Annotated in this window: 16 protein-coding genes; 6 read left to right on the top strand and 10 right to left on the bottom strand. The window is 42.7% G+C overall.

Going from position 1 to position 21,142, the window contains the following annotated elements:
• Window positions 1–327: 327 nt before the first annotated feature.
• The 3 genes from V7L01_RS16225 to V7L01_RS16235 form a co-directional block, all read right to left on the bottom strand.
• On the bottom strand, window positions 328–1,650 hold the full coding sequence (locus V7L01_RS16225) for a D-alanyl-D-alanine carboxypeptidase (RefSeq protein WP_335036389.1): 1,323 nt from the start codon (window positions 1,648–1,650) through the stop codon (window positions 328–330).
• A 702-nt stretch (window positions 1,651–2,352) separates the two neighbouring features.
• Window positions 2,353–3,423, bottom strand: coding sequence for an LOG family protein (locus V7L01_RS16230; protein WP_335036390.1), 1,071 nt, complete (start codon window positions 3,421–3,423; stop codon window positions 2,353–2,355).
• 234 nt (window positions 3,424–3,657) lie between these two features.
• On the bottom strand, window positions 3,658–5,427 hold the full coding sequence (locus V7L01_RS16235) for a pentapeptide repeat-containing protein (protein ID WP_335036392.1): 1,770 nt from the start codon (window positions 5,425–5,427) through the stop codon (window positions 3,658–3,660).
• Between the two features lie 532 nt (window positions 5,428–5,959).
• Between V7L01_RS16235 and V7L01_RS16240 the strand changes: the two genes are divergently transcribed.
• Window positions 5,960–8,974, top strand: a complete 3,015-nt coding sequence (locus V7L01_RS16240; protein ID WP_335036393.1) for a zinc-dependent metalloprotease — start codon at window positions 5,960–5,962, stop codon at window positions 8,972–8,974.
• Between the two features lie 44 nt (window positions 8,975–9,018).
• On the top strand, window positions 9,019–9,108 hold the full coding sequence (locus tag V7L01_RS16245; RefSeq protein WP_335036394.1) for an element excision factor XisI family protein: 90 nt from the start codon (window positions 9,019–9,021) through the stop codon (window positions 9,106–9,108).
• 19 nt (window positions 9,109–9,127) lie between these two features.
• On the opposite strand, the gene V7L01_RS16250 is transcribed toward V7L01_RS16245, so the two are convergent.
• Window positions 9,128–9,673, bottom strand: coding sequence for a histidine phosphatase family protein (locus V7L01_RS16250; RefSeq protein ID WP_335036396.1), 546 nt, complete (start codon window positions 9,671–9,673; stop codon window positions 9,128–9,130).
• Window positions 9,674–9,745: 72 nt separating this feature from the next.
• Window positions 9,746–10,483, bottom strand: a complete 738-nt coding sequence (locus V7L01_RS16255; RefSeq protein WP_335036398.1) for a DUF1995 family protein — start codon at window positions 10,481–10,483, stop codon at window positions 9,746–9,748.
• 134 nt (window positions 10,484–10,617) lie between these two features.
• On the opposite strand from V7L01_RS16255, the gene V7L01_RS16260 reads away from it, so the two are divergent.
• Complete coding sequence (locus V7L01_RS16260; RefSeq protein ID WP_335036400.1) at window positions 10,618–11,292, top strand: cold shock and DUF1294 domain-containing protein; 675 nt, start codon at window positions 10,618–10,620, stop codon at window positions 11,290–11,292.
• A 657-nt stretch (window positions 11,293–11,949) separates the two neighbouring features.
• Here the strand turns inward: V7L01_RS16260 and vapC are convergent.
• From vapC to V7L01_RS16280, 4 genes are read right to left on the bottom strand one after another with little or no spacing between them, the layout of a single operon-like run.
• Window positions 11,950–12,351 carry a type II toxin-antitoxin system tRNA(fMet)-specific endonuclease VapC gene (vapC, locus tag V7L01_RS16265; RefSeq protein ID WP_335036402.1) on the bottom strand — a complete coding sequence of 134 codons (402 nt, stop codon included), beginning with the start codon at window positions 12,349–12,351 and terminating at the stop codon, window positions 11,950–11,952.
• Window positions 12,352–12,579 (bottom strand): antitoxin, encoded by a 228-nt coding sequence (locus tag V7L01_RS16270; protein WP_335036404.1) that lies wholly within the window; start codon window positions 12,577–12,579, stop codon window positions 12,352–12,354.
• Window positions 12,580–12,616: 37 nt separating this feature from the next.
• Complete coding sequence (locus V7L01_RS16275; protein ID WP_335036406.1) at window positions 12,617–12,952, bottom strand: hypothetical protein; 336 nt, start codon at window positions 12,950–12,952, stop codon at window positions 12,617–12,619.
• Window positions 12,953–12,994: 42 nt separating this feature from the next.
• On the bottom strand, window positions 12,995–14,164 hold the full coding sequence (locus V7L01_RS16280) for a cysteine desulfurase family protein (protein ID WP_335036408.1): 1,170 nt from the start codon (window positions 14,162–14,164) through the stop codon (window positions 12,995–12,997).
• Between the two features lie 217 nt (window positions 14,165–14,381).
• Between V7L01_RS16280 and V7L01_RS16285 the strand changes: the two genes are divergently transcribed.
• Window positions 14,382–16,013 (top strand): DUF655 domain-containing protein, encoded by a 1,632-nt coding sequence (locus V7L01_RS16285; RefSeq protein WP_335036410.1) that lies wholly within the window; start codon window positions 14,382–14,384, stop codon window positions 16,011–16,013.
• Window positions 16,014–16,107: 94 nt separating this feature from the next.
• On the opposite strand, the gene V7L01_RS16290 is transcribed toward V7L01_RS16285, so the two are convergent.
• Entirely contained in the window at window positions 16,108–17,193 is a 1,086-nt protein-coding gene (locus V7L01_RS16290) for a glycosyltransferase family 4 protein (RefSeq protein WP_335036412.1), read from the bottom strand.
• A gap of 960 nt (window positions 17,194–18,153) precedes the next feature.
• Between V7L01_RS16290 and V7L01_RS16295 the strand changes: the two genes are divergently transcribed.
• On the top strand, window positions 18,154–18,963 hold the full coding sequence (locus V7L01_RS16295) for an ABC transporter permease (protein ID WP_335036415.1): 810 nt from the start codon (window positions 18,154–18,156) through the stop codon (window positions 18,961–18,963).
• A 323-nt stretch (window positions 18,964–19,286) separates the two neighbouring features.
• Window positions 19,287–21,125 carry a bifunctional serine/threonine-protein kinase/formylglycine-generating enzyme family protein gene (locus tag V7L01_RS16300; RefSeq protein ID WP_335036417.1) on the top strand — a complete coding sequence of 613 codons (1,839 nt, stop codon included), beginning with the start codon at window positions 19,287–19,289 and terminating at the stop codon, window positions 21,123–21,125.
• Window positions 21,126–21,142 lie beyond the last annotated feature (17 nt).

The following is a 21,142-nucleotide window of genomic DNA, read 5'->3' on the forward strand; positions in this document are numbered from 1 at the left end:
TGCTTAGTCGTGACAAATCTATTTACAGTTATTTTTACAAAATTGACGTTGGCTTTTTACTTCAGGCTCCGCTTGCTCTCCCCAATAGTGGAGTTAGGGCATTTTGCGAACTACCTGTAATCAACTTAATAGAAAATTTAACCCAAAAGCTATTATGGACATTTACCCTTGAGAAGTTCGGTTTTTACCCATCAATAAAACTTTTGGATTGCTAATAAGACTAGACCTTTCAAGGTAGTGACACCGATAAAAGGAGATAAGGGGTAGTGGATATCCATGCTCAGTTTTGGTTCAAAACCTTGTCAGATGAAGGCTCTAGGCGATGAACTAACTTTTGAAGAAAATTTCATTCCGACTGGTTGCACCTAGCAGGGGTAAAGAATTGATAACTGAGTGGGGAGTGAGGGCAGTAGGAACAGTCAAAGGTAGTTGTAATTGTTTTACAACACTTTGCAATAGTTGGTCTTGTCCAGTCCGCAAACCCCAGACATTTGTCCCTCGGTTGATAATGGCAAACCAAACCAAACCGCGATCGCGTGTGGGCATCACTCCCGCTAAGGCGCTCACATCCCGGAGAGTGCCAGTTTTGATCACAGTTGCCAGGGGAATGTGTCTGGTGTGTAGTGTCCCCCGATGATCGAATCCAGACATCGGGAACAAGTCAGCTAAATTCAGTTGATGGGCAGATGCCTCAACTTGAATAGCCATCAGCATGGCACACACAGCCCTGGGAGAAATGCGATTTTCTGGCCCCAGTCCAGAACCATTAATTAACTGAATTTCTACTTGTGGCACCCTCGCAAGGTTGGCAGCGGTTGATTGCACCACAGTTGCTCCCCCTACTGAGTCTGCCAGCATCTCTGCCATATCGTTGTTACTGTAAACGTTCATCTCCTTGAGCAGTTGCTTCAAGGGCAATGAGCGATGACGCAGTAACAAAGTTTGTTGAGAGTTTGGTTGCGCCTCAACTTTCACCCCACCTGTAATGACAACTTGAGGCTTGGGCGTTCCCTTGGGCATAATTGAGTACGTGTAAAGAGCGGGGCGGCCCCAAGTGGCACGATTTAGTGTTTGCTTGAGCATCAGACCGGCCAGCATCGGTTGACGTTGGAAATTCATGGCAAAACTGCCAGTAACGATCAAATTTCCCTTTACCTGCTTGATGCCCATTTGATTGAGACTATTACCAAGAGCGATCGCTTCTTCCCAAACAAACAAAGGATCGCCACGGCCTGTAATGACCAAATCGCCCTGTACAACTCCATTTACCACTGGCCCAGTCACACTTACCAAAGTATCAAATTGGTAATCTGGCCCCCAAGTTTTCAAAGCAACTAGTGAAGTGGCAATTTTGGTTAAAGAAGCAGCCGGCAGAGGTGTTGTACCTTGGTGATTTGCCATCAGCATCGGCCCCGACTGCATCCAAATTCCCTGACTCTCAGCCAGGTTTTGCGCCACTACTTTTGATGTTATGAGCTTTTTCAGATATTCCTGCACCGTAGTCGCCCCCGCTGGATTTGGATCGGGGGCAATAACCAAGCCAGGGCTACTTTGCCAAGTTAGTGCATCTAAGGCATCTAGAGGCTTGATTTGTACCCCAGCCATTTCCAGCCAAAGCGACACCAAACCTGAACCCAATAATTCCAGCATTTTTTATTCCTCTGTTAGGATTTGATAATTTGTTTACTGTGCTAATATACAAGTTTTTTTACGGCAATCAGTATTGAGCCATAATAACTGCTGTTTTTCCCATCTGTAAGTAGGGTGAATCATATTGTTTTCGCGGCTTTTTTGATAATGCCAAAATGCCCATTGCTCATGAAGATAGCCGGATGAGATTTTTGATAAAAATACTTATAACAGACTTTTTTATATATGGAGATATTACGCCGTTAGCCTGATTCCGGAACTGGCGATGTCTACGACGGGCTGTGACGCTATCGGTGACACAATTCTATAACCCAAGGGGAGCAAAAGCTTATGGAGCAATGTTAGAAGACTTGTGGTATACCACCGTAGCCTTCAAAAGGAGGGTTGGGGCATCTTCCGGGGCAAAAATATCGCTAACACCAAGCGTATTATTCTATAACCTTGAAGCAAGGAAAGGGAAAGTGATTCAACATTCTCCCCCTTTCCTTTCTTCACCGAAGAGGCAGGGGGGAAGGAAGCTCTTAGCTGGGGGAGCAAGCCCTTCCCATGAGCGTGGAGCAAAGCGAAACACGGGTACGTTTGCGAAGCGTCTCCTAGAGTTGCCCCGTCCTTCTTTGTCCGCTTGAACTGGGGCACAGTACAAGCTCCGTCTCAGTCTTTCCCCCTGCTCCCCGCCCCCTCCTCCCTTGCCTCGTTTTACACCTACTTTCTTTCTGGATGCGCTGCATCCTCTGGTGAAGGAGTACCCATCCGGTTAATTGTGGCTATCATCTGATATAAGCGCCCCAAGTCGCGTTGATTGAAGTACAAAACGAGGCGGGGTAGTCCAACAGTTTCATCTTGTGCTTCTTGAGGTAATGCCTGACTTTTTTCAATCCGTCCTTGAATAATAATTTGACTAAAATTAGCATTGAGTTGCTCGACCTGAGCGTCTGATATATCTGTCTTCAGGCGGATGACTAACTTATCACTTACATATCTACAGGAGTGATAAACCTGGTAAAAACGAGTAATGGCATCACAAGCCACATCCAAGTTGTCTGTCACCGTGTAAAGGCTGGGATCTTCAGGACTGACAAGACCATTTTGCACTAGTTGCTTATCAATGTATTCGCTCCAAGACCGCCAGTAATCACCACCAGGGCGATCGATTAAAACTAGAGGTACTGGGCCAAATTTACCAGTTTGGCTTAATGTCATGCATTCAAAAGCTTCATCTTGAGTGCCAAAACCTCCCGGAAACAAGGCTACAGCATCACTTTCTTTGAGGAGAAACAGCTTGCGGGTAAAGAAATACTTGAAGTGAATTAGCTTGGGATCGCCTTCTATAAACGGGTTTGCTTCCTGTTCAAAGGGTAACTGAATGTTTAATCCAAAAGAATTTTCCCGCCCAGCACCTTCATGACCCGCCTGCATGATCCCACCGCCACCGCCGGTCATCACCATGAATCCTAATTGAGAAACAGTGCGAGCAAACTCAAGGGCCATTTGGTACTCTGGTGTATCTGGCGCTAGACGAGCAGAACCGAAGATGGTGATTTTGCGAACGTGTCGGTAATCATAAAAAAGCTGGAAACCGCGCTCCATATCTGCTAACGCGGCCGACAATATTTTCCAATCGAGACGCTCAATTTCGGTATCAGCTAGACGAACAATAGTAGCAAGTGCTTGCTGAATAAATTGCCGATTTTTTAATGTCGGTAAACGAGCCATCAATTCAGCGATATCCGCCGATAAAGACTCTAATGTGTCAAACGACGCAGATGAGGTCATGAGAACTGCCGCAACAATGGCACTATATTTTACGTGAACTACTCACACTCTAGCAAGCGGGAATAGCCCTCTAACGAACAGAGGACAGGGAGGGAAAGAAAAAGCGATCGCATCGTGCTAATAATTTAGACATTAGCTATTTCTGAGTTCATTATTCAAGCTCATATACTCATCTTTTGAGATTGAAACTCGAAAGGTAGTGTTCAAAGCTTGGCTTTTCCTCTTCCCCTCATCTCAATTCAATCCCAGTTCTTCTTTCAACGCCTCCGGCACATTCACTGCTGTCTCTAATCCCCGCACATCTTCCCACTGCTGCTTTTTACCCCAGGTCATTTTTGCCATGTTGGCGTCGCTGAGGTCAGCACCACCCAAAATGGCGTAACTCAAGTTGCTGTGGCTGAGATCCGCACCATTGAGGATAGCACCACTGAGGTTACTGCCACTGAGGTTAGCACTATTAAGGTTGGCATAGCTGAAGTCTGTACCGAAAAGAATAGCGTCGGTGAGGTCAGCACCGCTTAGGTTGGCTTCGCTGAGAATCACCCCACTCAGGTCAGCTTCGTTGAGGATTACCCGACTCAGGTCTACACCGCTGAGGTCTGCGCCTAAGAACATTGCACCGTTGAGTCTGGCATTGTTAAGCTTGGCACCGTTGAGTTTGGCATAGCTGAGGTCAGCGGCGATGAGGATGGCATCACTAAGGTTGGTACTGAAAAGAATTGTGTCGCTAAGGTTAGTACCGTTGAGGATGGCGTGACTCAAATCAGCACCACTGAGGTCGGCGCGACAGAGGTCGGCATGGTTAAGGTTGGTGCTGCGGAGGTTGGTTTCACTCAGATTCGCACCGAAAAGGATGGCGTTACTGAGGTCGGCATGGCTAAAGTTGCTGCTGCTGAGGTCGGCGTGGTTGAGGTCGGCGCGGTTGAGATCGGCGCGGTTGAGATCGGCGCTGCTAAGGTCGGCGCGGTTGAGGTCGGCGCGGCTAAGGTTGGCACAGCTAAGGTTAGCACCGCTGAGGTTGGTGCTGCTAAGGTCGGCACCACTAAGGTTGGCACCGCTGAGGTTAGCACCGCTGAGGTTGGCATCGCCGAGGTTGGCACCGCTAAGGTTTGCACCGCTGAAGTTTACGCCAGTTAAGTTGGCATCGCCGAGATAAGCAAGGCTGAGGTCAGCACCCCGAAAATCTGCGCCAGTAAGGTTGGCATCGCCCAGGTAAGCACTCTTAAAGTTGCCGCCTTTGAGGAATTGCCCGACTATACTGCTAAAATTGCCAATTTCCAGGGCATCGCTATAGTTAACGATCCGCAGCAGTTGGGATGTGAAAAAATTGTCTGTGTCTGGTTGAGCAGATGGATAGAAGATGATTTTTTGTTTGAGTTCATCTCGCTCTTGGGCGTAGCGGTGTAACTCTAACAGTAAAATCAGGACGTTCAGCCCTGTATATATGTCTACCTGTCTTAGCCCGATCGCAATATTTTGGGCCGCTAGCTTTAACTTTGTTTTCTGAGGTAGGTTATCATCTGGTGTCCCATCGATAAATTCTCCTTGACACCAGCGACGATAAAAATCTTCTAGACGCCAGAAAAGCAGTTCTGGGCGAATTTTCTTACCAGTCACAACCAATTCCATTACTTGGTTGACTATTTCTGGTTTCAGCGCCCCATTGCCCAGTAAATCATAAATCTCTTCGTGCATCTGGCGATCGCACACTCTAAAGGAGAATTCTGATAGTAGCGTGCCCGATATGCGATCGCCTATCTTAGAAGTCAAACTACTCCTTGATGTTGTCCATTTTTCTAAGCTATCTTGCAGTCTTTGCGACCATAAATCATCCTGCAAATTATCTGGAGCAAATTTAACACTTTTGTCTGCTTCTTTAATACTTTTTCCTAGAGGTAAAACTGCTTCGGTTTCCACTGATGTGGTCTTTGGCATCTCTTCTAAAGTTGTACCTCTCACATAATTTCTCAGCAGTTGCCAGACTTGAGATAAATATGTTGACATTTCTGTGTCCGTTGTTACATTTAAATAACTGTTTTGATAATCCTGAACTAAAATTTTTTTTGTGCTAGTTTGCTTATCATTGTCAAAAATTAATAGTATCAATAAATACTACACGAAAAATCTCATGGGTTGGCGATGTCTACGATGGGCTATACCGAGGACGTTCCTGGAGGGCGGCTTCTCGCTAACCCGTAGTAACCTCAAGCTTCTTCTCTTGATGCAAATCAAGTTTCATCGGAAAATTTATTTCAAAAATCAAGTAATTTTCCGCTTTTGGCTAATTTTTTCTACTTTTTTACCCAGTTATTTACTAGTCTGATGGAAAAATAATATTTACTATTTATCAGAGACGCAATTGTTAGAAAAAATCCTTCAGTACAACAGCGTAACAAAGCTGAAAAATTGCAACTACAATTGAAGTCCAAACTTTGCTGCTTTATTTCAAGCATCTGAGAGAATCGGCATAAATCAGGCTACCTAGCTTTGCAAAAGTTAAAAATTAACTGCGAGATAATTATCGGGGATACATGGGATGAAGAACAGATTAACTTTTTATATGTTTTTGTTACATAGTTTGTTTTTAGGAATAGCAACGGCTAGCGCCAAGTCACCGCCTGTTAACAGAATTGATGCAGAATTTTCAGCCAACCATAAGGCTGTGCAGGTTAGAGAAGCCTTAGTGACAGCAAGAAGTGGGGAGAAATCTAATAGTCAGTTAACGAGAGAAACTTCTTCAACTGAAATCTCAGCGTTATCGCTAAAGAATATTAATATTCCCCAGAAACAGAGGCTACCATCAGGGCAAGTTTGGGTAGTTAATCAAAATAAAGACGCACAACCTCAACCGTTTGTTTGGGCAGTAAAAGACCTTAAAAAAGCTGGGGAGCAACCATTTTGGCAACTGGCAAAAGCCGCAGAAAAGCCGAAGCCTAGCAAAAAACCAACAGAAAAGGATGATTTAGAGGCATTTGATGAAGTCATCAAAGACACCCAAAAATCTGGGGGATTGTTTACCCTTTATCGCAATAAAGAAAAGAATAAAATTTATTTAGAAATTAAGCCAGAGCAACTCAATAAAAATTATTTAGCTACGGCAACCCTGGAATCAGGCATTGGCGAACGGGGTATTTACAGTGGTATGCCTTTACAAGATTTTTTGTTTTATTTCCAGCGGGTGGATGATAAATTAAACTTTGTCATTCGCAATGTCAATTTTCGCACTCGCGATGGAGATCCTCAAGCGCGATCGCTGGCGCGATCCTTTAGTGACTCTGTTCTCTACACCATTTCCATTAAAAGCATTCATCCACAACGCAAAACTCTTCTCATCGACTTAGGCGATTTGTTACTAACAGATTTAGGTGGATTATCTATAAGCTTAGGAGTCCCAAAAACCACTGACCAATCTTATTTTGGTACTGCTAAAGCTTTTCCCCAAAACTTAGAAATTGAGTCAGTTTTAAATTTCACTGGGGGCACTGGTCGTGACAGTGAAGTGGCAAACTTTGCGTCGTTAGCTGACAACCGTGGTTATACCTTGCGCGTCCACTATAGTCTCTCCCAACTACCCGATAAAGATTATCGACCGCGCCTTGCTGACGATCGCATCGGCTATTTCATCACCGCCTACCAAGATGTATCCAAAGACGATCGCGGCGATTCTTTTGTCCGCTACATCAATCGCTGGAATTTGGAAAAAGAAGACCCAAAAGCACTCATTTCTCGTCCCAAAAAACCGATTGTCTTCTGGATTGATAACGCTGTGCCTTTAGAGTATCGCGATGCCATGAAAGAAGGCGTCCTAATGTGGAACAAAGCCTTTCTGCAAGCTGGATTTAAAGATGCAATTGAAGTCCGCCAAATGCCCGATGACGCCACATGGGACCCAGCAGATATTCGTTACAACACGATTCGCTGGATTAACACAGTTGATGGTTATTTTGCAATGGGGCCATCCCGTGTTAACCCTTTAACTGGGGAAATTTTGGATGCAGACATTCTCGTAGATGCCAGCTTTGTCCGGGTACTCAAGAATGAGTATCGCAAAATCATCCAACCCAGCCAAACAGAAAATCGCACCACTTTATCAGCTTTGATGCAAAATCGTCTACTTTGCGCCAATGGTTTAGATGCAAAAAATAATGGTGTACCCCAGCAGGTGCAAGGGCAACAGGGGTTATTGAATAGTTTATCGAAAATGGCAGGCGAGTACGATTTATGCTACGGGATGGAAGCTGCTAACCAGTTTGCCTTTGGTTCGCTAGCAATGTCACTGCTGCCAGATACTATGGCCACTCCAGACCAGGTGAAAGAATATATCAATCAATATTTACGTTTAATCATCGCTCACGAAGTTGGACATACTCTTGGTTTACGCCATAATTTCCGCGGTAGTACCCTGCTACCGCCAGATGAGATGAATAATACGGAAATTACTAAAACTAAAGGTTTGACAACTTCGGTAATGGATTATATTCCTCCAAATATTGCCCCTCAAGGGACAAAACAGGGAGATTATTTTCCCAGTATGGTGGGGCCTTATGATGAATGGGCAATTAAGTACGGTTACGTACCAATTCAGACATCAAGTCCCATAGCAGAAAAGCCAATTTTGGAGGAAATTGCTGCACAATCCTACAAGCCAGAATTGAGTTATTCTACAGATGAAGATGTGTATGACCTTGACCCAACTGCTGATGCTTGGGATAACAGCGGCAATGTCCTGCTTTATTCTCAGTGGCAATTGAATAATTCGCGGGTGATGTGGGAACGTCTCGATAAGCGTTACCCAATGGATGGTGATAGTTTCAGCGATGTGAGCGAACGTTTTAGCACAGTATTGGGTAACTATTTCCAGCAAATATATTACACCACAAAATATATCGGGGGACAGTCTTTCTATCGTATCCATCCCAGCGAAATACCCTCTGAAGTCCGCCAACACCGATTACCATTTGAACCAGTACCAGTTGAACAACAACGCCAAGCTTTAGAGACGCTGCAAAAGTATGTCTTTGCAGAAGATGCCCTGAGTTTTTCACCAGAACTACTGAATAAATTAGCACCTTCCCGTTGGCGACATTGGGGTAGTTCTCCACGAGTTGGTCGTTTGGATTTTCCAATTCATGACTTGGTGCTGTTGATGCAGGGTTCTGTGTTGCGGGATTTACTCTCAGGCGATCGCCTCTCTCGCCTCAAGGATCTTGAACTCAAAACGAAGGCAGAAAATGCACTGACTCTGCCGGAACTATTTGACACTTTGCAGTCAGGTATCTGGACAGAAGTAATCAAACCAAAAGGTAAACCAATGAAGATTTCTAGTTTGCGGCGAGGCTTGCAACGGCAATACCTGGATATCTTGAGTGGTATGGTGTTGCGAAAAGAATCTGTTCCAGAAGATGCTCGCACTTTGGCTTGGTATAAACTCAAACAACTGGATGAGAAACTCAAGGAGGTTAATTCAGATGATGAATACACCAAAGCGCACTTATTAGAAACGCGCGATCGCATTGAAAAAGTGTTAAATGCGCCATTGCAAGCGAATTAAAAAAGTTGTAGAGACGCGATTAATCGCGTCTCTTTGGCAAGCAATTGGTAGCGATGGGAGTAACAAAACAAGATATTTTAGTTGGATTTCACCCGCCTTACATCCGGCAGTATACAGATTATGCTGTGGGATAAAGGCTTGTTGCTAAATTACTTATAAAAATATCATTCGCTCTACGTGTGTCGCACCGTTGAAAAACTGGACGCGAAACACATCTGGATTCCTTAATTTTTCCCATTCAGCATAACCAATGCGATCGTTAAAATACTTCAGAATCAGCGCCATTAAATTGCCGTGCGTGACGATCGCAATTGTGTTTGCTTCTTGTTGCAATACTTCATCAATTACGGCTATCCCACGCGCCATAGCACCACGACTTGACTCACCACCATCTAGATATAAATCAAGGTTGGTAAAAGACTCAGCCAATCGTTCGCGCCAGTCAGCAAGCGGTGTTGCACACAGCACGCGCTCGGTAAGTCGATTGTCAATTTCGATTGAGAGACTCAGACGTTCGGCGAGGGGAGTAATTGACTGATATGCTCTAATGAATGGACTGGAGATAACCCGCTCGATCCCAAAATCGAATAACAAATCAGCAAGAGCGATCGCTTGGAGATTGCCTTGTGATGTAAGAGGCGCATTAGCTTCTTGTGCAACTGCTTGGCAATGTCGCACCATGTACAGTCTTTTCTGCATCAAGTTTATGGATAAAAAACTCAAAATGAGGCAGCAGATGAGAAAGTTTCCTCCTGCTACCTCTGTTTTTTCCTAACTACTCAAAGCCTTTAAGAACCGTTGCAAACTCTTAAACACATTAGGCTTTTTCGCAGCAGGCGTTGCATCTGTTGTCGTTTGCGGTTGTCCCTTCATGAAGATGAGATCCAACTCATCACCCGATGGTTTTGTGGGTAATTCGGCAATTCTTTGATATTCGCCGCCGATTTCCAGCCAAACTTCCCACTGTCCTGGGTAGCAGCGATATAGGGCGCTTTCATCGTCTACAGGGCGCAGGTAATAGGCAGATTCAATGGTACTGAGAAAGCGATCGCGGATTTTTCTGGCTGTATAACCAATGCCCACAGTTCCAGCATCTTCTAAGCGGGGGTTTAACAAGACTAAAGGGCGATCGCCTATTTCTTGACATAACTTTTCGAGCTGCGGTACTTCTACGGAAGTAGGGGCGATGAACAAGAAAATTTCATCCTCTGGCTGAATTTTTGTCTGCAAAGAAGCAGCCCTTCCCGTACCAATATCCAAAATTTGAAATGGTGCATCAGCCCAATCGCGGCGGGCTAGGGCCGCAGCACCCGCGTCAGCGAAGAAAATCTTCAAACGGGAATCATATTCTGTAAACAGCGGCAGAAATTGTTCCGCCACCGGCATAAACTTGAGTTCTGGGAACAGGAACTCAACTTGTATGCGATTACAGCCATCTGCAAGGGCAGCTTGGACGGCTACACGAGATTGGGCGATCGCATCTTCAAGACTGTTGGGTAGTTCGCTCATAGTTTATATGTCACTCTAGTATTTCTTCCATTGTTTCAGTATTAGCTCTGATTTGGGCGTTGCTAAATTTGAATATGAATTACTCGATCTTGATATGGGAACCTTAAAATGAAGTATTGATAGCAAGGTCTTTCATGAAACCTGTTTTGCGTAAAGGTAAATTAACAACATGGAAGGATGACAAGGGTTTCGGCTTCATCCGCTCCAGTGATGGCAGTCAAGACGTTTTTCTTCATATCACTGCACTCAAAGAAATAAATCATCGTCCACAAGTTGGTGATGTGATTTGCTATCAGCTAACGGTTGATAAAGACGGAAAAATTCATGCTTGCAACGCCTTTATTGAGGGAGTTGTATCCAAACCTATGCCGATAGCCTCATCTTCTGCAATAGAGAAAGAAACATTCAAGCCTAAAGCTAAATCTTCTTTAATATTTGAAGTATTACTCTTATCTTTCTTACCAGGTTTAGGAGCAATGCATTTTACATTGACGACTTTCAACCCAATTCCTCTGATTCTCTATCCTGTAATGAGTTTTCTTACCTTTATACTGTATGCGGATGATAAATCTCGTGCAAAGCAGGGGCGTTGGAGAGTACCAGAAAAGACATTACATTTATGTGAATTCATGGGTGGATGGTTAGGGGCATTTATCGCCCAACGAAGATTACGCCACAAAAGTAGCAAGGTTTCATACCAAGTTGTATTTTGGGTAATAGTAGCTATTCATCTTATATTTTGGTTGGATTGGCTTTTCTTTGGGAAAAGACTGGTGGGTTTATTTTTCAGCAGTGTTTCTAGAGGGTAGCAGAGAAAATAAGCAAAACAAACTGCTCAGTCGAGATTCGCTGACTACTTGCCGATTTTTCGATCTGCTGTTGAAGTTGAGGATAAAAGTTCATAGGAGTAAACACAAAGGTGCTTCACCTCCTAATTGAAGAAGTGCGATCGCATAGAACATACACTCAAAATTTTACCTGTTGGTAAAAGACTCTTTTAAGGCTTTCAGCGACAGTAACATAGAGTACCGATCAGATAAAACCTAGATATTTTGATACGCGATACCCAAGCCAAATCCCCACAAGGCCACCAATGACGCCCAAGAATATCGAGGTGAACGATAGCAAACTTCCACCCCACAATGCAGGGATGTAGCTACCAATCGTAGAGCCAAGAAACATCCCAATTCCAATGATGGTTTTACTCATTCAAGAAAAGCCTTAATCAAAAGTAATGAAAATAAGTCATGCTTGAACTCCTTTATGACTCAAAATATTACCTTTTGGGAAAAGACTTGTTTAACCCTTTCGGCGGCGTTGCTGATTAGATGTATGAATTTTGTTGTAGAGATGCAAAATGATTGTGGTAAAAGCGTACACTTGTTTCCCCTGTTCAGAGATGCTGCACGTAGCTTGCTTTCCCATAGGGGAGCAAGGAAATGTCGTCACACGTAGACTACTCACAATTACTCAACCCAGTTTTCTAGTAGAAGCGTAGGAATACGAGAAAACTCTCGCACATTATTGGTAACGAGGGTAACTCCTAAACTTAGCGCATGAGAAGCAATGAGCATATCCATTGCACCAATAATAAGTCCTCTACTTTCGAGATCGCTTCTGATGCTGCCGTAAATCGTTGCAGATGCTTGATTGAATTCGACAATTTCTAGAGGTAGCAGAAATTGTATCAGGGCGATGCGGTTTTTTTCTTGCTGTTGACTTTTGGCAACTCCATATTCTAGTTCGGCAATGGTGATAGAGGAGATACCAACATCAGAAATGCTAAGGGTTTGAAATTTATCCAGTACTTTTTGGGGTTTTTGCTTTATCAGGTAAATGCAAATGTTTGTATCAAGCAGGTATCGCATTTAGAAGCTCTCTCTGGTGTCGAGGAGTGGCTGATCTCTGGTACTCATGAAGTCATCAGAAAAATTATCTAGACTATCAATGAGGGATTCCCAAGGGTTGTCTTTGGCAATCAGGACAATGGCGTTACCAATTTTTTTGATATAAACTTCAGTCCCAGCAAGTTGAAAGTCTTCGGGCAAAATGACGATTTGGTGAGTGCCATCAGTAATAATTTTTGCAGTGTTCATGGTATTTTTGTCCTTAAATTAGCTAGTATTTCATAACCTATTCGTGCATGAAGTCCCGCTTCTTTTCTCTTTCAATTTCTTCCCGTAATCCCTGAATAAGTTGCTCTACGTAAAAGCACTTGTCGAGGTCTTTCTTAAATTTCTGAGCAACTCCTTTCTTCTCTGTTGTGTATTCTGCAAAGACATACTTTCCATTAGGTAGCACTACTAATGTATCAGGAGTTCCTGTCCTCACTTTGTCAGCGCCAATTACAGATCCAAGGGGATTAATCTGCTCATATCCTTTTTTGTGAAGGTAAGCATCGGCAATCTTTTGGAACTTTTCACCGCTTTGTTCCCGTAGTTCATTTTGGATCTGGTTAATTTTTGACATATAATTTTACACGGTTGAAATCTTAGTAGCGTTGCCAATAATTTAACGCTTAACTAAAGATAAATCCGGTGTTAGCCTTTGCAAAACTTGCTTCAATACCATTACCGTCCAATCTATATCAGCTTCGGTAGTATCACGCCCCAATGTGATGCGAATTCCACCCAAAGCAGCTTTTTCGGAATAACCCATCGCTAACAATATCGGGCTTGGGCTAAGTTTACCACTGTGACAAGCAGCACCAGCACTGATGCCGATGCCAGCAAGGTTTAGCTGTCGTACTAAGGTTTTACCGCTCAATTTTTCCCCATCGGCGTATTCTAGGCACATACTGATATGGTGAGGTAAACGATCGCAGCCATCCCCCGTAGGAATTAAACCAGGAATTTCAACTAATTGGGCAAAAGCGCGATCGCGTAACTCAATTAACCGTGGTGTTTCTGTAGCTAATTCTTCGACTGCTAATTCTGCTGCTACGCCAAAACCGGCAATTATCGGTACTGCTTGCGTACCAGAACGCAGCCCCATTTCTTGCCCACCACCACCCAGTAAGGGCATCAATTCCACACCAGGACGCAGGTATAGCGCCCCTACGCCTTGCGGCCCATATATTTTATGGCTGGAAAGGCTAAGTAAGTCTACAGGCAATTGTTGCACATCTATAGGTAAGCGTCCCGCAGCTTGCACCGCATCTGTGTGGAACAAAGCACCATGCGATCGCACAATCTTACCCAGTTCTGCGATCGGTTGCACAGTTCCAACTTCACTTTGCCCATAAATTATAGAAACTAAAACTGTGTTATGTCGCAATGCGGCTTTTAAATCTAGGGGATTGACTCTGCCTTTAACATCTACACATAGGCGCGTAATTTCCCAACCCCACATTTCTAGCAACCGTACTGTCTCAGAAATTGCGGAATGCTCGACACTGGAGATAATTATATGTTGAGGTACAGCATACAACCGAGCCACACCCATAATTGCAAGATTATTTGCCTCAGTGCCGCCAGAGGTAAAAACGATCGATTCAGGAGTGGCGGCGTTAATCAGTCCAGCAACTTGGACTCTGGCTTGTTCTACAACGGTTGCAGCGCGTTGTCCCCACTCATGTAGGCTGGAAGGATTGCCCCACTGTTGCGTGAGGACTGTTTGCATAACTGCGATCGCTTCTTTTCGAGTGGGAGTAGTGGCACTGTAATCTAGATAAATTTGCATATAACTGAATAATGGTGAGAACACACGCTAGTAATAAGCTGCCGATCTTGTCAGCATATACAGTTTGAGTGGACAAATCTGAAAAAATATTTGTAATTCTGCCTGTAGCAGTGGATTTTTCCCTTTATTTGGAAAGCTACTTCTCTAGTTAACTCAGTACACAAAATTTTGGGAATGATAAATATGTCCACTCCCAATCCCCTTTTAACAGATTACAGTGCAACTTATCTCTAGACAAAGATATTTTTTATATATCTTTTTACTGACATTTTCCCTCGCTGGTTGTCAACGAGTCCAATCCTACAATCAGCGGCCAGCCCCCTTACCACAAGACCCGTTAGTTCAAGTTTACTTTAACCATTCTGAGTCTTCAGAATACAAAGAAGCTTATCGTCAGCAAACTCGCCTTGGGGATGATTTAGAAAAACAAATTGTCAATGCGATTACGCAGGCTAAATCTACAGTAGATGTGGGGGTGCAAGAATTACGTTTACCCAGAGTTGCCCAAGCATTGGTTGATAAACAGAAAGCTGGGGTAAAAGTCAGGATAATTTTAGAAAATACCTATAGCCGACCTTGGAGTAGCTTAACATCTACCGAAGTAAATAAATTAGATAAAAGAGAACAGGAACGCTATCACGAATTTCGCAAATTTATCGATATTAACCAAGATAATCAACTCAGTCCAGCAGAAATTAATCAAAGAGATGCTTTGATAATTTTACAAAATGCCAAAATCCCCTGGATAGACGATCGAGCAGATGGTTCGGCGGGTAGCAGTTTGATGCACCATAAATTTGTGATTGTGGACAATCGCTTTGTAATTATCACTTCGGCAAATTTTACATTAAGTGATACTTCTGGTGATTTTACAAATTCTAGCAGTTTAGGCAATGCAAATAATTTATTGCAGATTGATAGCCCAGAATTAGCATCTTCATTTACAGAAGAGTTTAATATCATGTGGGGAGATGGGCCGGGAGGTCAGCCAGATAGTAAATTTGGGTTGCAAAAGCCGATGCGTTTACCTAAACAAATAACTTTAGGAACAAGCCAAATTACTGTGCAATTTTCACCTACTTCTCCAACTCAACCTTGGAGTAACAGTAGTAATGGTTTAATTGGTAAAAATTTAGATTCAGCAACCAAATCTATTGATATGGCGTTATTTGTCCTTTCCGAACAGCGGATTGCCAATATTTTAGAAAAACGCCATCAACAAACTGTGCAAATTCGCGCTTTAATTGAACCACAATTTGCCTATCGTCCTTATAGCGAAGCATTAGATATGATGGGGGTTGCTCTCAGTAACAAATGTAAATATGAAGTTGATAACCATCCTTGGTCAGATCCAATTACTACTGTAGGTGTACCTGTTTTACCCAAAGGCGATTTATTGCATCACAAATTTGGTGTTATTGATAGTCAAACAGTAATTACAGGTTCTCATAATTGGTCTGATGCTGCCAATAATGGTAATGATGAGACGCTTGTAGTGGTTGAAAGCCCCATCGTTGCTGCCCATTATGTGCGAGAATTTGCTCGTCTTTATAGCAAAGTTAAACCCGGTTTACCACCAGCAATTCAAGAAAAAATTAAATTAGAAAAAACACGGTGTCCTCAGATAAAAACTTCTTCATCAACCGAGGTACAAACAATTCAAAAAGTAAATATCAACACTGCTGGTGTGGAAGAATTAGCAACTCTCCCTGGTGTGGGTAAGAAGTTAGCACAGCGGATAATTATTAGCCGTCAACAGCAAAAGTTTACATCTTTACAAGATTTAGAACGAGTTCCAGGAGTGAGTGCTAGAACTGTGGAAAAATGGAGCGATCGCGTAACTTGGTAAGGGCGCACAGTTAGCTGTACGCCCCTACAAGAATCTGTATTCTACCTAGTTAAAAACAATCTAAAATCGCGCAAATGCCATATTTAAAATTGGCTTAAATTTGGCTGCTACCTAAACTAGTCAAACTGCGGAAATGCCCATTCCGAGAAAATCGTTCTGCTAGAATTTGTTGATAAACTGCCTCATAGCCATCAGTCATGTGCTCAATGCTAAAAAGATTTTCGACATGCTGGCGACAGGCATAGCGGTCTAACTCTGTTACCCGATCGATAGCAGTGATGCACTCTTGAGTATTATTGCAGAGGAAACCCGTCTTGCCCTGGGAAACAATCTCTTCAGTAGAACCCAATTTCATCGCAATCACTGGCGTACCGGAAGCCATTGACTCAACCATTACCAATCCAAAGGGTTCCCGCCAAGTGATCGGGAACAGAGTTGCTACCGCACCTCCCATCAGAGCATTTTTTTGATCGTGGTTTGCTTCACCCAAATACTCAATTTGCTCGCCGTCAATATGCGGTTTGATTTCCTTCTCAAAGTATTCCACATCAACGACATCCACCTTACCTGCCATTTTCAAATGCCAACCAGCTTTTTTAGCAATTTCTATTGCTAGGTGCGTTCCCTTCTCTGGAGATATTCGACCCAAAAACGCCAGGTAGGGTGGATCTTCTGGTTGGGCGTGAAACTTATAACTGCTAACATCAATTCCGTTGTAAACCGTTGCTATACAGTTCAACCCTAATCTTGCTTCTCGTTGTGAATCGGAAATACTGACATAAGGTTGTTTTTTAGCAAAACTGAACAATTTTTCGTTATCAGGGGTAAAAATACCGTGCAACGTGTGAACCGTAGGGGTTGTGACAAGATTCGCGTAAGCCAGCGCCGCACACCCCACATGAGAGTGAATAATATCAAACTCTTCTGCGCGTTCATACACCGAAGCTAGATTTAGCATTTCGTAAACGCTGTAATCTTTGATAGTTGGATCGAGTCTGAGGGCACGGGGATGAACTGAGACTAGTTTTGCCAGACTAATAGAATCTCCCGATGCAAATAAAGTTACTTCGTGTCCGCGCCGGACTAATTCATCAGTTAGTAACCCCACTACTAACTCTATACCACCATAACCTGGAGGTGGAACTCTTTCCCACAGTGGAGCTACTTGAGCAATTCGCATCACAAACCTCCTGACAAATAAAATTTGAATTAGAAGTTTTTTCTTTCTGTTGTTTAGTGCTTGTAATTGATTCACTTTGCATCAGAAAGTAACTTCAGATATTAAAGTTGTTAACTATTTCCTTTAAATCTTATGCTCTTATTCCTATATTTTTCTTCTATCCTAGTACGGAAATTACCCACTCCTAAAGAGGTAAATCCATTCTTATTTATTAACTTTTGGTGAGTTGGTGCAATTTAAATTACAGATTTTTTGATAAATATAAATTGATAGAATCGTCAAAATCTGAGTTAAATGATGAAAATGGGCGAAAAAGCTCTAATATTGTCAATCAATTATCTTATTTTCAAATGTTAGTTAAAGAATAAAGCGTGTAGTCACTCTTTGGGGGGCTTTCCGTATCTAAAGGATAACCCGTAGCTGCCCAAAGGATAGATTTTGGTAATGTAGGTAGTTTGAAATCAAAAGTAGCAATTTTTCTCAAAAATTCTATCCAAGTTCTTAAAGGTAACAATTAACTAGTAGACAGTGGCGGAAGTTTGCCTAGCTTTAACCAGTTGCTCAGAGCAACTTGGCTGGTTAATTGAGATATTAGCTGGATTTACACCGTGCTGCATTAGTGGTCTGTCACATTAGTTATGAATGGTTTGTAGTGAGCGATTTATCGCTCAAATCAAGGACTAAAGTCCTTACTACGAACTTTTATAACCCTTCAAATTTAATGAGACAGACCACTAGTTCTGATGCTTTCAGTCAAGAGAGCTAACGTCTTCTGCTAGTTTTGTGGCGGAGTTTCAATCCCAGTTAGAAAACTTAGTTACGAATTAGATTAGCAAGTCTTGCCCCTTCCACTAGTTAAATGCACTAGCAGGCAAAAGGGAGATGAAGAGAGTTAAATCATTGACTTATTACAATAAATATGATATTTTGTGTTGCTATCAAGAAAAATCACATATAAACGTGAATACCTCTTCGTCTCTCAAAAAACCGCATGTCTCATGGCAAGCGGTTTTCTCACTGCTGATATTTGTATTCATGTACCTGCCCATACTGGTACTTGGCTTTTATAGCTTCAATCAGTCGCCCTACAGTGCAACTTGGCAAGGATTCACTCTTGATTGGTATCGCAAGTTGTTCAGTGACGATCGCATCTTATCAGCTTTGCAAAACAGTATGATAGTTGCTGGTTGTGCAGTGGCAATCTCAGCAGTGCTGGGAACCTTGATGGCGGTTGGGTTGGCGCGTTTCCAATTTCCTGGGAAGAAATTGTATCGGGGTGTTGCTTATCTACCATTGATTATTCCCGATATTGCGATCGCAGTGGCTACCCTAGTATGTCTAGCAGCGTTTGCAATACCTTTAAGTTTGTGGACGATAGTTGCAGCCCATGTGGTGTTTTGTCTGGCCTATGTCGGACTTGTGGTTGCTTCCCGACTGACTAATTTAGATCCTCACTTAGAAGAAGCAGCACTAGATTTAGGTGCTACACCAATGCAAGCTTTTATCAAAGTATTGCTACCTCAATTAATGCCTGGGATTATAGCTGGTTGTCTTTTAGCTTTTGTTCTCAGCTTAGATGATTTTCTTATTTCCAGTTTTACTGCTGGTAGCGGTTCTAACACTCTGCCAATGGAAATTTTTAGCCGGATTAGAACAGGAGTTAAGCCTGATATTAATGCTCTCAGTGTGATGTTGATTTCAGTATCTGCGATCGTTGCTCTTGTAGCTGAATTAATTCGCGCTTCTGGAGATAATAAAATTTTCAAATAAGAGTCGCAATAGAAAACCAAAATGAGGGTTGGTTTGGTTCTTTGCGAACTTTTTTGGATGTTGAAGAACAGCTATATTAAAATGTAAAGTGCATTAGGGTTGCCGTAACGTACCAAATATCATGGTAACGTTACAATACTTTCTGCTCGCATAACGACCTAGTATAAATTAGTAAATAAATATAATTTATTCATCCTTCTGCCCTCGTGTGAAAGATAGTTTTAAACACATGAATAAATTTCCGTGTTCGCTTCTCTACATAACTGTTTTCAATTAGATAATATTGGGGCTAACTTTGGAGAAGATGCTATTTCCCCCTCATTATGCAAATCTGCCAAAATCCCAATTGCTCAAATCCATTCAACTCTGATAGCAATAGATTTTGCGTGAGTTGCGGACAAAGCAACTTTGGTAAACTTCTAAGAAACCGTTACCGCGTATTGAGACTCTTAGGCGAAGGCGGGTTTAGCAGAACCTATGCTACAGAAGATGTAGACAGACTAAATGCGCCTTGCGTCATCAAGCAATTTTTCCCGCAATTTCAAGGAACAGGACAACGCACTAAAGCAGCAGAATTTTTCAAAGAAGAGGCTTTCCGATTGTATGAACTGGGAGAAAATCATACCCAAATTCCCAGATTACTCGCTTATTTTGAACAAGGTACTAGCTTGTATCTCGTACAAGAATTTATTCAAGGAAAAACTCTCTTACAAGAAGTTCAGCAACAAATCTATGGCGAAGAACAAATTTGGGAACTTTTAGCTGATTTATTGCCAGTTCTGCAATTTATTCATACCCATAATGTTATTCATCGGGATATCAAACCAGAAAATATTATTCGCCGTGCAAGTGATGAGAAACCTGTCTTAATTGATTTTGGCGGTGCTAAACAAGTAACACAAACCAGTATAGGAAGACAAGCTACAGTAATTTATACCCTTGGTTATGCCCCAACAGAACAAATGGCTGGATTTGCTTGTCACGGAAGTGATTTGTATGCTTTGGGTGTAACTTGCGTGCGTCTTTTAACTCAATGTTTGCCTTCACAGGATGCTTCTGGACAGATTAATGACCCTATTTATGATGCCATGAATGCTAAGTGGTTGTGGCGCGAACGGTTACAACAAAGAGGTATTACTATCAGCGATGACTTAGGGAAAATTCTAGATAAATTACTAAAACATCTAGCGAGTGAAAGATATCAAACAGCAGTAGAAGTTATCAACGATTTAAAGTTTGCAACATTGAATATTGAACCTGTTGCTCTAAAAATTGTTTCGATGTCTCAACCCATATTACCGCCGCTACCACAAAAGGTAATAGTACCATTAAACTCTTTAGATACCTTTGAATTTGACGTAGTGACAGTAGACACAGGTGGTAGAGAAGTAAACCGCATGAGTTGCAATGCAAACTTCTTTGCCGAAGAATTGGGTAAGTCTGTCAAATTAGAAATGGTATCGATTCCTGGTGGTACTTACATGATGGGTTCACCAGAGTTTGAAGGGGATGCTGACGAACGTCCTCGACATCAAGTTACCGTTGAACCATTTTTTATGGGGAAATTTCCGGTAACTCAAGCACAGTGGAGAGTAGTAGCAGCTTTACCCAAAGTCAAACAAGCTTTAAATCCTCATCCATCGAAATTCAAAGGTTTAGATAGACCAGTGGAAAATGTATCTTGGTATGAGGCTGTAGAATTCTGTCTCAGGCTATCAGAAAAAACTGGACGCGACTATCGTTTACCAAGTGAAGCTGAATGGGAATATGCTTGTCGGGCTGGAACTACAACGTCCTTCCACTTTGGCGAAACAATTACTTCTGAGTTAGTCAGCTGCACTATCGAACCGAAAAGCAAATTCCGTAAAGAAACAACAAATGTCGGTAGTTTTGAAGTCGCCAACGCTTTTGGATTGTACGATATGCACGGGCTAGTTTGGGAATGGTGTGCTGATACGTGGCACAACAATTACAACGGCGCACCCTCAAATGGGACACCTTGGGAAGTTGGCGGTGATATTCATCGCCGGGTGCTACGCGGTGGTTCTTGGAGTTTCAGTGCAGAACTTTGTCGCAGTGCCAGTCGTAGCTGGAATGAGTCAGACGGTGGACTGAGGGTTTGTGGCTTTAGAGTAGTATTTTCCGTAGAGGAGATTATTTAGTAATTTAATTCAAAGGC

This window comes from Nostoc sp., from assembly GCF_036917095.1.
In the GTDB taxonomy this organism is placed as follows: domain Bacteria; phylum Cyanobacteriota; class Cyanobacteriia; order Cyanobacteriales; family Nostocaceae; genus Nostoc.